Annotated in this window: 10 protein-coding genes; 4 read left to right on the top strand and 6 right to left on the bottom strand. The window is 64.4% G+C overall.

Annotated features, from left to right (window positions below; translation table 11 throughout):
- Positions 1-43: 43 nt before the first annotated feature.
- Positions 44-1,180: a hypothetical protein gene (locus tag CH302_RS26970; protein ID WP_176460788.1), complete on the top strand. Its 1,137-nt coding sequence runs from the start codon at positions 44-46 to the stop codon at positions 1,178-1,180.
- A gap of 22 nt (positions 1,181-1,202) precedes the next feature.
- On the opposite strand, the gene ilvA is transcribed toward CH302_RS26970, so the two are convergent.
- Positions 1,203-2,366 carry a threonine ammonia-lyase gene (gene ilvA / locus CH302_RS26965; protein ID WP_217903136.1) on the bottom strand — a complete coding sequence of 388 codons (1,164 nt, stop codon included), beginning with the start codon at positions 2,364-2,366 and terminating at the stop codon, positions 1,203-1,205.
- 186 nt (positions 2,367-2,552) lie between these two features.
- Between ilvA and CH302_RS26960 the strand changes: the two genes are divergently transcribed.
- From CH302_RS26960 to CH302_RS26950, 3 genes are read left to right on the top strand one after another with little or no spacing between them, the layout of a single operon-like run.
- Positions 2,553-3,491, top strand: coding sequence for a DUF6286 domain-containing Asp23/Gls24 family envelope stress response protein (locus CH302_RS26960; protein ID WP_037191367.1), 939 nt, complete (start codon positions 2,553-2,555; stop codon positions 3,489-3,491).
- Positions 3,491-4,042 carry a hypothetical protein gene (locus CH302_RS26955; protein ID WP_037191365.1) on the top strand — a complete coding sequence of 184 codons (552 nt, stop codon included), beginning with the start codon at positions 3,491-3,493 and terminating at the stop codon, positions 4,040-4,042. Before CH302_RS26960 ends, CH302_RS26955 begins: the two co-directional genes overlap by 1 nt.
- A gap of 24 nt (positions 4,043-4,066) precedes the next feature.
- On the top strand, positions 4,067-4,441 hold the full coding sequence (locus CH302_RS26950) for a hypothetical protein (protein WP_141216740.1): 375 nt from the start codon (positions 4,067-4,069) through the stop codon (positions 4,439-4,441).
- Between the two features lie 65 nt (positions 4,442-4,506).
- Here the strand turns inward: CH302_RS26950 and CH302_RS26945 are convergent, their stop codons facing one another.
- The 5 genes from CH302_RS26945 to rpsG form a co-directional block, all read right to left on the bottom strand.
- Positions 4,507-7,032, bottom strand: coding sequence for a polynucleotide kinase-phosphatase (locus CH302_RS26945; RefSeq protein WP_037191361.1), 2,526 nt, complete (start codon positions 7,030-7,032; stop codon positions 4,507-4,509).
- Positions 7,029-8,324, bottom strand: a complete 1,296-nt coding sequence (locus tag CH302_RS26940) for a 3' terminal RNA ribose 2'-O-methyltransferase Hen1 (protein ID WP_230596290.1) — start codon at positions 8,322-8,324, stop codon at positions 7,029-7,031. The genes CH302_RS26945 and CH302_RS26940 overlap by 4 nt, the downstream gene beginning before the upstream one ends.
- 286 nt (positions 8,325-8,610) lie before the next feature.
- Positions 8,611-9,801 carry an elongation factor Tu gene (gene tuf, locus CH302_RS26935; protein ID WP_008714056.1) on the bottom strand — a complete coding sequence of 397 codons (1,191 nt, stop codon included), beginning with the start codon at positions 9,799-9,801 and terminating at the stop codon, positions 8,611-8,613.
- Positions 9,802-9,903: 102 nt separating this feature from the next.
- Positions 9,904-12,006 carry an elongation factor G gene (fusA, locus tag CH302_RS26930; RefSeq protein WP_037191357.1) on the bottom strand — a complete coding sequence of 701 codons (2,103 nt, stop codon included), beginning with the start codon at positions 12,004-12,006 and terminating at the stop codon, positions 9,904-9,906.
- 95 nt (positions 12,007-12,101) lie between these two features.
- On the bottom strand, positions 12,102-12,572 hold the full coding sequence (gene rpsG, locus CH302_RS26925; protein WP_003941856.1) for a 30S ribosomal protein S7: 471 nt from the start codon (positions 12,570-12,572) through the stop codon (positions 12,102-12,104).

Here is a 12,572-nt window from a genome sequence, read left to right as displayed (position 1 = left end):
CGAATCCGGCCTGGACAACTCTCGCTGTGGCACACTCTTGACCGTGATCAGCCCGATGGCGGTGCATGTCGAAGGCATCGAAGCCGGACGCATCACCGCGCGGATAACGACCCCATCGGGCATCGAGACACGAGTGACGACGGAGTCGAACTATCCGCTCGACCATTCCGCCACCCCCTGGCTTCCGCCGCTCCTGACAGCCGGCATGCGCAAGGGTTGGGACATCACTTTCGACGGACCGGTGGATTCGACGGCGCTTCGCGGTGCGTCCGGGGCTCAGAAGGTCTTCCTCGACTGGTATCCCAAGCGTTTTCGTGAGGTATCGATTTCGGCCGAACCCGGCCGCGTCGCCACCGGCGCGACGGGAGTGGGTTGTTTCTTCAGCGGGGGCGTCGACAGCTTCTACTCGGCAATCATGGAATCGGACCGCATCACTCACCTGATCTTCGTGCACGGTTTCGATATCGACATCGACGACGAGAATCTGGCGGCCAGAGCCTTGGCCGGAGCCCGCGAGTCGGCGGCGGAGTTGGGCAAGCCGTTGATCGAGGTGAAGACCACGATGAGGTCGGCCTTCGCAAACCGGCTGCCTCTCGACTGGGGGTACGACTTTCACGGCGCCGCGTTGGCGCACGTCGGTCTGGCGTTGTCGCAACACCTGCGCACCGTCATCATCCCGTCCTCGAACTGCCGCGAGGAACTCACACCGTGGGGCTCTCATCCTGATCTCGACCCGTTGTGGTCTAGCGGCACAGTCGCGTTCGAGCACCACGAGCTCGATCTGCACCGTCTGGGCAAGATTCGTTACATCGGCGAGAACCGAACCGCGATGAACCATCTGCGGGTCTGTTGGGAGAACCTCGACGGGGCCTTCAACTGCGGCAGGTGCGCCAAGTGCGTTCGCACCCGGATCGGGCTCGCGGCCGCAGGTGCACAGTGCACGACCTTCCCCGACACCATCGATATACGCGCTGTTGCTCGCATGGATCTGAGAAGCCGCGATCGCGGCTACCTGCGAACCTCACTCGCCGCGATGCACGATGCCGGTGTCACCGACGCAGACCTGCAGCGGGCCGTGAACACAGCGATCCGACGAAGTTATTGGACACCGGCGCTCTTCTACATGCGTAGTGCAGGTTCGTATGTCGGCCAGGTGATCCGTCGAAGTCTGCGGCGTTGAATCGGCTGTGCCGACCGGCAGATCAGTTCTCCACGTGCACGGCGTACCCGGCCGCGCCGAGGGCATCGAGCACCGAACCGCGGTGGTCGGGTCCGCGGGTCTCGACGGTCAACATCACGTCGACCTCCTCGAGGCCCAGGCGTCCACCGGTACGGGAGTGGACGACGTCCACGACGCTGGCTCCGGCATCGCGCACCACCCCGAGTACGCCGGTGAGTCCGCCCGGCTTGTCCGAAATGGTCACGCGTACAGCGAGATAACGTCCACCCGCTCGAAGACCGTGGGTGATGACGTGCGTGAGCAGCAGCGGGTCGATGTTTCCGCCGGAGAGAACAGCGCACACCGAGCCGGTCAGTCCGAGTTCGTCCGCGGAATGCGTCATCAGCGCGGCCACCGCTGCCGCACCTGCCGGCTCGACGATGAGTTTCGCGCGCTCGATGCACAGCACCAGCGCCCGCGACAGCGCATCCTCACTGACGGTGACGACGTCGTCGACCCATCCCTGCACGTGATCGAACGGCACCGATCCGGGCAGGCCGATCGCAATGCCGTCGGCCATCGTCGACATCGACGTCAGCGCGATCGGGTGCCCCGCCTTCAGTGATGCGGGCCAGGCGGCAGCGCCCTCGGCCTGCACACCGACGATCCTGATATCGGGCTTGGTCAGCTTGACCGCGGCGGCGACACCGGCCAACAGTCCCCCGCCGCCGGTGGGAATCACGATGGTGCCGACATCCGGCATCTGCTGCAACAGTTCGGTGCCCAACGTCGCCTGCCCCGCGACGATGTCGAGGTGGTCGAACGGGTGAATGAGGGTGGCACCGGTACGTTCGGCGAATTCCCTCGCCGACTTCAGTGCCTCGTCCACCGTGTTGCCCACCAGATGTACCGTCGCGCCGTAGGCCTTGGTGGCGACGAGCTTGGGTAGCGACACTCCCACCGGCATGAACACCGTCGAGTCGATCCCCACCTGCGACGCCGCCCACGCCACACCCTGAGCGTGATTGCCCGCGCTGGCCGCCACGACCCCGCGGGCGCGCTGGTCGGCGTCGAGCCGGGCGATGCGGTTGTACGCCCCGCGCGGCTTGAACGATCCGGTGCGCTGCAGGTTCTCGCACTTGAGCCGCACCTCGTGGCCGGTCAGATCCGACAGAATGCGCGAGGCCACCACAGGGGTCCGGCGCATGACCGGCTCCAGCAGCTCCTCGGCCGACGCAATATCCGACGCGGTCACCCGCACAATTTCCGACACGGTCGCAGTATGCCAGGAACAATTACTCTCGTGACGTCATCCGTCAGCGGTCGTCACTACAGTTGGGGAGCGCGTGCCGCACCACAGCGAGCCGCGACAGGCGCAAAGGATTCTCTCGAGATGACGCAGGCTGGATCCGACGAGGTCGACAACGACCACGAGATGCGTGGCAGCGTCGAGATCAAGGATCGGGCGATTTCACGGACCGCCATCGCGGCGGCACTGAAGGATCCTCGGGTCACGCGCACCACCGGCGGCTTCTCGCGACTGACCGGTCGCGAACTCCCCCGCGCCGACGTCACCCTCGGCGAGGACACGATCGCCGTCAACCTCTACATCGGCGTGACCTGGCCGTCGCAGATCACCGAGGTGACCGAGTCCGTGCACGCCACCGTCGAGGCCGCGTTGGCGACGATGACGGGGCTGCACGTGCATCGGGTGAACGTCCTGGTATCGGACACCACACCGGACACCGGTTTCTCGTCCACCCCGAATACCGAAGCAACGCAGGCCATCCCACCTCGTCCACCCACGGCCGGGCCGGCCGCGATGCCGGTGGCACTGTTGTTCGGGTTCGCCCTCCTCGGTGTGGCCTTTTTGGCCGGCAGGGAATTCCTGATCGCCGGCGGCCACCTCGGCGGTAGCCCGTGGATCGCCGACGCTGTGTCCTGGATCGCCCGATTGCACTGGCAGAGTTGGATGACGGCCGCCGCGATCGGAGCAGCCTTCGTCGGGTTGTTCCTCGTGTTCATCGGGGTCAAGCCGCGGACGAAGACGCATTCCGGACTGGGCGAGTCGGCACCGACCGTCTGGGCCACGCCGACCGACATCGCTCGATTGTGCAGTGCTGCAGCGCAGTCCACGCGCGGAGTCGCGGATGCACACACCGTCGTCACGCGCAGGAAGATCGAGGTGCGAGCCGAGCGGGACGGGACTGTCGATGCCGAGAACGTCGACGCCGCCGTGCGCGAGGCACTCGCTCCGACACTGTCGGTTGCCGCGGGCGGACGACGGCTGACGGTGAAGCAGTCGGTGGCAGCTCCGACGAGGGTGTCGTGATGAAGACGTTCGTCGCCGGGGTCGATCGACTCCTCGCGATCGTGGCCGGGTTGGGATTGATCGCGGGAGGTAGCTTCGCGCTCGCCTGGCACTACGACGTGCAGTGGGCACGAGAGATGCTCTCTCGCTTCGATCGCGCGCGAATGTCGGCGCTACCGGAACAGGGCTGGTGGGTGCCGACGCTGGCTGTGGTTGTCTGCATCGCAGTGGTCATGGCACTGCTCCTGTTGATCGGCAACTTCTCTCCGCGCACGACGGGAACGGCAAGCGTCATCGAGGAGCCGCACTTCTCGGCACACGTGGATCTGAGTGCCATCGCATCGGGCGTCGCCGCGGAGTTGGCCCAGTTCCCCGGTGTTCGACGCGCCCGCGGTACGGCGATCGATGATCGAGGATTGCCCACCGTCGCTGTGTCGGTCCATGCTGCAGCAGATTTCGATGTCGTCGACTTCACCGCCCGAGCCGAATCACGTGCCGCTTTCGTGGCCGAATCCCTTGCCGGTACACACGTCGCCACCCGCATTCAATTGCATGTGGACAAACGTCGATAACAGTCCCGGCGGTACGGTGAAGCCATGGTTGCATCGACGCGCAGTAAGTTCCGGAAATGGTCCGGCGGCATGCCCCTCGCCGTGCCCGTCGCATTCGGAGCGGTACTGGTCCTTGCCTCCTTCGCCTCGAAGCTCGGCGGCAGTTCGGTGTTCTTCTACGCCCCACTGGTGTTCGTCGCAACCGGCACGATGATCTGGCTCAAAGCGCGTTCCGTCTCGGACCGAAGCGGCCGAGTTCACGCCGCTGTGGGATCGGCCCTGCTGATCGGATCCGGCGTCGTCGTCGCTGTGTGTGGTCTCGCGGGCGGCCTGATGCTGGACTCGCCGACATTCTGGGCATCGATCGCGGTTGCTGCAGCAATCGCGGCACCGATCAGCGCCGGCATCAGTCCGTTCTAGTGCCTGCGGCAGTGGTGTGGTTATGTGCCCCAGCGGGCACACAACCACACCACTGCCCTCGGCACCTACAGGCGCGGGTCGACGGGCTCGGATTCCAGTGCCAGGACGGCGAACACGGCCTGGTGGATGCGGTAGAGCGGCTCACCGCGCACCGAGCGATCCAGCGCCTCCATTCCCAGCGCGTATTCGCGTAGCGCCATCGACTGCTTGTGTCCCACGTTTCGGTTGCGCAGTGCAGTCAGTCGATCCGGGTCGGTGTAGTCGGCACCGTAGATCAGCCGCAGATACTCTCGACCGCGAACCTTCGTGCCGGGCTGCATCTTTCCGCGTGGAGCGTTCGCTGACGGTTTGACGACCATGCCCTCGCCGCCCTGCGCCGTCAACTCCTCCCACCACTTCTCCCCTGCCGCAACCGAATCCGGGGTCGACAGATCGACCTCGATTCGACGGGTGGTGGCGAACACCTCGGGAGCTGCTGCCACCAGTCGGTCGGCAACGTCGAGGTGCCATGTGTGCGGACGATCCGCATACGTCTCGACGTTGGACGCCAGCACCTGAAACGGCGCGATCCGAACCCCGTCGAGCCCGTCCGTCGGCCAGACGTACCGCCGATACGCATCGGTGAACTCGCCGAGATTGCTCTGCCTGACGGTGTTCCGCTCCAGCAACTCCTGCACGTCGAGACCGCGCGATCCGGCCGATGCCAGCACCGCCGCCTCGGCCCCGAGATTCGCCCGGGACACCGCAGCGACGGCGGCGTACTCGGCCTTGATCAGGCCCTCCGCTTTGGCAGACCACGGCAGCAGTTCGCAGTCGAGAATCAGCCAGCTCGAGGCCAACTCGTCCCACACACCGGCCTTCTCGATCGCGTCGGACACCCCGGTGATCAGCTCACCGGTGAGCGACTCGTCGAACACCGGACGCCCCGTCCGCGTGTACGCGGTGCCGAGCACTCCCTCCGGTGCATCGAACTTCTCCCGAGCGGTGCCTGCATCTCGACACACCACCACGACCACCCGCGAGCCCATGTGCTTCTCCTCGCAGATCACCGTCGACGCACCGAGCGCGCGATACGCGTCGAACGCCTGCGTCGGATACTCGAGATAGCCCTCGCGCTCCGATGTTCCACTAGGGGCCATCGTCGGCGGCAGATAGTGCAGCCACTGCGGAGCGAGCGCGAACCGACTCATCACTTCCAATGCGCCCGCGGCATTCTCCGGCCGAATCGATACGCGCCCCCGCAGCGACGTCTCGACGCCGGTCGGACCGATCACGTCGGACAGATCGAGCGACGCCGCATCCCGCGTGAACGCACCCATCGGGCGGGCAGGCTCGTACCAGACCTTCTCGGCCGGAACCGACACCACCTCGCGCTCCGGATAGCGCAGCGCCGTGAGCTTCCCACCGAAGACGCATCCCGTATCGAGGCACGCAGTGTTGTTCTCCCACTCCACTTCCGGCACCGGCGTGTGCCCGTAGAGCACCGTCGCCGAGCCCCGATAGTCCTGCGCCCACGGATACCGCACCGGCAGGCCGAACTCGTCGGTCTCGCCGGTGGTGTCTCCGTACAGAGCAAAGCTTCGAACCCTGCCCGACGCCCGGTTGTGGTACTTCTCGATCAGTCCGGCGTGCGCGACGACGAGCTTGCCGCCGTCGAGCACGAGGTGCGCGACGAGGCCGTCGCAGAACTCGAGAACCTCCCGGCGGAACTGTTCCGTCTCGGCGTCGAGCTGTTCGAGAGTTTCGGCCAGACCGTGCGAGGCAGTGACCTTCCGGCCGCGGAGTGCCTTGACGAGCTTGTTCTCGTGGTTGCCCGGAACCGCCAGTGCTGCTCCGGTACCGACCATTCCCATCACCAGCCGGAGTACTCCGACGGAGTCGGGCCCCCTATCGATGTAGTCACCGACGAACACGGCCGTTCGTCCGTCCGGTGGCGTCGCACCGACCGGGCGGCCGGCCTCGTCCCGCTCGATCGTGTAACCCAATGTCGCGAGCAGTCTTTCGAGCTCGACGAGACAGCCGTGAATGTCCCCGATGACGTCGAACGGTCCGGTCAGCTCACGTCGATCACTGCGCAGCGGGGTACGAACGAACGTCGCCGACGCCACCTCCTCGACACCGTCGAGTACATGGACCGAGCGGAAACCTTCCTTGGACAGGCCCCGCATCGAGCGCTGCAACTGGGACTGCTGGCGACGCAGCACGTCTCGACCGAACGTCCTGTCGGTGCGCTCGGCATTGCGCTGTGCACATACCGATTCCGGCACATCGAGCACGACGGCGACCGGCAGCACATCGTGTTCGCGAGCCAACGCGATCAACGCCTTTCGCGCCGCAGGTTGCACATTGGTGGCGTCGACGACGGTGAGCAGACCGGCTCGAAGCCTGGTTGCGACGAGAAATTCCAACAGCGCGAACGCGTCCTTGGTTGCGCTCTGCAGATTGGGGTCGTTGCTCACCATGCCCCGGCACGCGTCGCTGGACACCGTCTCGTACGGACCGAAGTGTCGCGCAGCGAACGACGACTTGCCGGAGCCGCTGATGCCGACGAGTACGACGAGGGACCGATCCGGAATGTCGAAGGTACTCATCGGGACTGCTCCTCTCGGGTGAAGACGGCCATCTGGGTCGGGGTGCCGTGCATGTCGTCGACGGGGCCGATTCCCTCGACGCGCACCTCATATGCGTGATCACGTGCCACCGACGAAACCCACTGCTCGAACTGCGAGCGGGTGAACTCGAATCGGTGGTCGACGTGACGGAAGCCTCCCGGTTCGAGGCCGGGATACAGCACGTTGTACTCGGAGTTGGGTGTCGTGACCAGAACCGTTCGCGGGCGGGCCTGAAGAAACACCGATCGCACCAACGCCGGAAGCCGATCGAGGTCGACGTGTTCGATGACCTCCATGAGCACCATCGCGTCGAATCCCTGCAACCGAACGTCGCGGTACGTCGCGGACGACTGGACCAGTTCGATGCGTGTCCGCTGCCGATCCGCCATGTCGTCCAGACGCAACCGGCGGTGTGCCTTGGCGAGTGCCCGATCACTCACGTCGGCACCGACGATGCGATCGAACGTGCTGTCCGCGAGCAGCTCTCGCAGCAAACGACCCTCACCGCAACCGAGGTCGATCACCGACTTCGCGCCTGCACCCGTCAGTGCCGACAGGACGGCGCGTACTCGCTGTTCGGCCAGCGTCGGATCTCGCGGGGCTGCGTCGTCCTGCGGCGCGTCGGGTACCAGTCGGTCGAGCGCCGAGGCCACCAGTTCGCGGCGGTGCGCCAGGTAGCGGGACGCGATCAGTGCCGACTCCGGGTGATCTCCCAGCCAATCCCCTGCTGCTCGAACGAGTTTGTCCGCCTCGTCCTCGCCCACCCAGTAGTGCTTCCCGTCGTCGAGGACCGGAAGAAGGACGTACAGGTGCCGCAGCGCGGCCGACAGCGTGAAGGTTCCGGTCAACACCAGATCGATGTACTCGGAGTTGCCCCACTCCGGCTGCCTCGAATCGAGCGGAATGGGCGTCGCGTCTACCGTCCAGCCCAACGGACCGAACATCCGTGACGCGAGATCAGCGGCACCACGTGACGGCGCGGCCGGCATCGAGATCGTCAGATCCATTGCAGCAGAGACTAATTCGGGCCTTCCGGTGCACACACCGGCCAGTGTCTGCTTGAACAGTCGCGACAGGGCCACGGCCAATCCGGACGCGGCACCGTCGTTCAACAGGACTGCGACGGTGGTGCGCTGAGCCGAGACTTCCGGATACAGCACGGTGGTGGTGCCCATCGGCAGGTTCCAGCTCTGCACGCGATCGGGGTGCTTGTGCAACAAATACCCGATGTCGGAGGTGTCCGGGAAATCGGTTGTGGCATTTGCAGTCACGGTCAGTAGCACCGCAGCGACGTTACGGGACCGCCGCGCCCGATGCGTCCCATTTTTCGGCCGCCACCTCGGGCCGCGTCAATGGACCATTACATACGTCTGGGCAGTGCAAAGGTCCATTCACCCTCTGGGGGTGGCCACCTCAGCCTGCGTGAATGGACCATTGCATACGTCTGGGCGGTGCAAAGGTCCATTGACGCGGGCGGCGGAGCCGCACGCACGCACGCAAAAGCGGCACCCACCCTTTCGGGTGAGTGCCGCTTCAGGTACAGCTGGTGGAACTAGATCACTTGATGATCTTCGTGACGCGACCGGCTCCGACGGTACGACCGCCCTCACGGATTGCGAAACGCAGGCCGACATCCATGGCGACCGGCTGGATCAGCGTGACGGACATCTCGGTGTTGTCACCGGGCATGACCATCTCGGTGCCCTCGGGAAGGGTCACGACGCCCGTAACGTCCGTGGTACGGAAGTAGAACTGCGGGCGGTAGTTGTTGAAGAACGGCGTGTGGCGGCCGCCCTCGTCCTTCGAGAGGATGTAGGCGTTGCCCTCGAACTCCGTGTGGGGAGTCGTGGTGCCGGGCTTGATGATGACCTGTCCACGCTCGACGTCTTCGCGCTTGATGCCACGAACGAGGAGGCCGACGTTGTCGCCTGCCTGACCCGAGTCGAGCAGCTTGCGGAACATTTCGATTCCGGTGACGGTGGTCTTGGTCGAGCCGGGGCGGATGCCGACGATCTCGACCTCTTCGTTGACGTTGACCGAGCCGCGCTCGATACGTCCGGTGACCACGGTGCCACGGCCGGTGATGGTGAAGACGTCCTCGACGGGCATGAGGAACGGCTTGTCGGTCTCACGGACGGGATCCGGAACGGAATCGTCGACGGCCTGCATGAGCTCCAGAACCGACTCGCCCCACTTCTCGTCACCCTCGAGTGCCTTGAGTGCGGAGACCTTGATGACCGGTGCGTCCTCGTCGAACTCCTGCGAAGCGAGGAGCTCGCGGACCTCCATCTCGACGAGCTCGATGATCTCGTCGTCGTCGACCATGTCGGCCTTGTTCAGTGCGACCAGGATGTACGGAACACCGACCTGGCGAGCGAGCAGCACGTGCTCGCGGGTCTGCGGCATCGGGCCGTCAGTTGCTGCAACGACCAGGATTGCGCCGTCCATCTGTGCCGCGCCGGTGATCATGTTCTTGATGTAGTCGGCGTGACCCGGTGCATCGACGTGCGCGTAGTGGCGCTTCTCGGTCTGGTACTCGACGTGGGAGATGTTGATCGTGATACCACGAGCCTTCTCCTCCGGAGCCTTGTCGATCTGATCGAAAGCCGAGGCCTCGTTCAGGTCCGGGAACTTGTCGTGCAGAACCTTGGTGATTGCAGCCGTCAGCGTCGTCTTACCGTGGTCAACGTGACCGATGGTGCCGATGTTGACGTGCGGCTTCGTCCGATCGAACTTCGCCTTCGCCACTGTGTGTCCTCCTGGACTGATCTGTGCGGACCCCGACGGGGCCGACACGCGTATGTGTTCTTACTTATTACAGGTCGAGCGTGGTCCAGCAAACGAAGAGAATTACTCTCCGTTGACCTTCGCGATGATTTCCTTCGCTACGTTCGCGGGAACTTCTGCGTACGAATCGAAGACCATGGAGTAGTTAGCGCGGCCCTGTGTCTTCGACCGAAGGTCTCCGATGTAGCCGAACATCTCCGACAGCGGAACCAGTGCCTTGACGATACGGGCACCGCTGCGCTCCTCCATGGCCTGAATCTGACCACGGCGGGAGTTCAGGTCGCCGATGACCTCACCCATGTAATCCTCGGGCGTGATGACCTCGACGGCCATGACGGGTTCGAGAATGACGGGGCTGGCCTTGCGGGCGGCTTCCTTGAACGCTTGTGAGCCGGCGACCTTGAAGGCCATTTCCGACGAGTCGACGTCGTGGTACGCACCGTCGAGCAGTGTGACCTTGACGTTGACCAGGGGGTATCCGGCGAGAACACCGTACTGCATGGCGTCCTGCGCACCGGCGTCGACCGAGGGGATGTACTCCCTGGGCACACGGCCACCGGAGACCTTGTTCTCGAATTCGTAGGTCGCACCGTCTTCGCCCTCGAAAGGCTCGAGCTTGATGATGACCTTCGCGAACTGGCCGGAGCCACCGGTCTGCTTCTTGTGGGTGTAGTCGTGCTTCTCGACCGTCTTGCGGATGGTCTCGCGGTACGCGACCTGCGGCTTGCCGACGTTGGCCTCGACCTTGAACTCGCGACGCATGCGGTCCACGAGGATGTCGAGGTGCAGCTCGCCCATTCCGCCGATGACGGTCTGGCCGGTGTCCTCGTCCAGCTTCACCGAGAAGGTGGGATCCTCTTCGGCGAGCTTCTGGATTGCTGTTCCCAGCTTCTCCTGGTCGGACTTGGTCTTCGGCTCGATCGAGACCTGGATGACCGGGTCCGGGAAGCTCATGGACTCGAGGATGATCTGGTTCTGCGGATCGCAGAGCGTGTCACCCGTCGTGGTGTCCTTGAGGCCGATGACGGCGTAGATGTGACCGGCAGATGCGGTCGCGATCGCGTTCTCCTTGTTGGAGTGCATCTGGAACAGCTTGCCCAGACGCTCCTTCTTGCCCTTGGTCGAGTTGATGACCTGAGCGCCGGAGTCGACCTTGCCCGAGTACACCCGGACGTAGGTCAGCTTGCCGAAGAAGGGGTGAGTCGCGATCTTGAACGCGAGAGCTGCGAACGGCTCGTCTGCGGACGGCTTGCGAGTGATCTCCTTCTCCTCGTCGCCGACGGCGTGTCCGATGGTCTCGGCAACGTCGAGGGGAGACGGGAGGTAGTCGATGACCGCGTCGAGCATGGGCTGAACGCCCTTGTTCTTGAACGCGGATCCACACAGGATCGGGTACAGCTCGCTGTTGACCGTCATCTTGCGGATGGCGCCCTTGATCTCGTCGATCGTGAGCTCTTCGCCGCCGAAGTGCTTCTCCAGAAGCGCTTCGTCGGACTCGGCCACGGTCTCGAGCAGCATGGTGCGGTACTCGTCCGCGCGCTCCTTGAGGTTTTCCGGGATCTCCTGGATCTCGTACTTCTCGCCGAGCTTGGTCTCGCCACTCCACACGAGAGCCTTCATCTGCACGAGGTCGATGACGCCCTCGAAGTCGTTCTCTGCGCCGATGGGCAGCTGGATGACCAGCGGCTTGGCACCGAGACGATCGATGATGGTCTGCACGGTGTAGTAGAAGTCCGCGCCGAGCTTGTCCATCTTGTTGACGAAGCAGATGCGCGGCACGTCGTACTTGTCGGCCTGACGCCAGACCTGCTCGGACTGCGGCTCGACACCTTCTTTGCCGTCGAACACTGCGACTGCGCCGTCGAGGACGCGGAGCGAACGCTCCACCTCGACGGTGAAGTCGACGTGACCGGGGGTGTCGATGATGTTGATCTGGTTGTCGTTCCAGAAGCACGTCGTGGCAGCAGAGGTGATCGTGATGCCACGCTCCTGCTCCTGCTCCATCCAGTCCATGGTGGCTGCGCCATCGTGAACTTCACCGATCTTGTAGGAGATACCGGTGTAGAAGAGGATGCGTTCGGTAGTGGTGGTCTTGCCGGCATCGATGTGGGCCATGATGCCGATGTTGCGGACCTTGAGTAGGTCGGTCAGCACGTCCTGTGCCACGAGTTAACCCGCCTTGGTGTTGGAAGAGGTATTGCCTGAGCTGATCAACGCTCCGGCGGCACCGGATAGTTCCGAATGCCGCCCGAGCGAGGAGATCACCAGCGGTAGTGAGCGAACGCCTTGTTGGCTTCGGCCATCTTGTGAGTGTCCTCGCGACGCTTCACAGCGGCACCGAGGCCGTTGCTGGCGTCGAGCAACTCGTTCGCCAGACGCTCGACCATGGTCTTCTCACGACGAGCGCGCGAGAACGTGACCAGCCAGCGCAGTGCCAGCGTGGTGGAGCGGCCGGGACGAACCTCGACGGGCACCTGGTAGGTGGCGCCACCGACACGACGGCTGCGAACCTCGAGGGCCGGCTTGACGTTGTCGAGTGCACGCTTGAGCGTGACGACGGGGTCGGTGCCGGTCTTCTCGCGAGCCTGCTCGAGCGCCTGGTAGACGATGCGCTCTGCGGTCGACTTCTTGCCGTCGAGAAGGATCTTGTTGACGAGCTGCGTGACCAACGGCGATCCGTAGACCGGGTCGTTGATCAGCGGCCGCTTGGGTGCTGGGCCCTTGCGTGGCAT

Origin of the sequence: Rhodococcus sp. 15-2388-1-1a (assembly GCF_002259145.1) — a bacterium.
Lineage (GTDB): Bacteria > Actinomycetota > Actinomycetes > Mycobacteriales > Mycobacteriaceae > Rhodococcoides.
The sequence above is the reverse complement of the archived record's forward strand: the minus strand, read 5'-3'. Positions and strand labels throughout refer to the sequence as shown.

Excerpts from the sequence above, each read along its gene's own strand:
- ilvA (WP_217903136.1), bottom strand. The coding sequence starts at position 2,366 with ATGCGCCGGACCCCTGTGGTGGCCTCGCGCATTCTGTCGGATCTGACC.
- CH302_RS26960 (WP_037191367.1), top strand. The coding sequence starts at position 2,553 with ATGACGCAGGCTGGATCCGACGAGGTCGACAACGACCACGAGATGCGT.
- CH302_RS26955 (WP_037191365.1), top strand. The coding sequence starts at position 3,491 with ATGAAGACGTTCGTCGCCGGGGTCGATCGACTCCTCGCGATCGTGGCC.
- CH302_RS26950 (WP_141216740.1), top strand. The coding sequence starts at position 4,067 with ATGGTTGCATCGACGCGCAGTAAGTTCCGGAAATGGTCCGGCGGCATG.
- CH302_RS26945 (WP_037191361.1), bottom strand. The coding sequence starts at position 7,032 with ATGAGTACCTTCGACATTCCGGATCGGTCCCTCGTCGTACTCGTCGGC.
- rpsG (WP_003941856.1), bottom strand. The coding sequence starts at position 12,572 with ATGCCACGCAAGGGCCCAGCACCCAAGCGGCCGCTGATCAACGACCCG.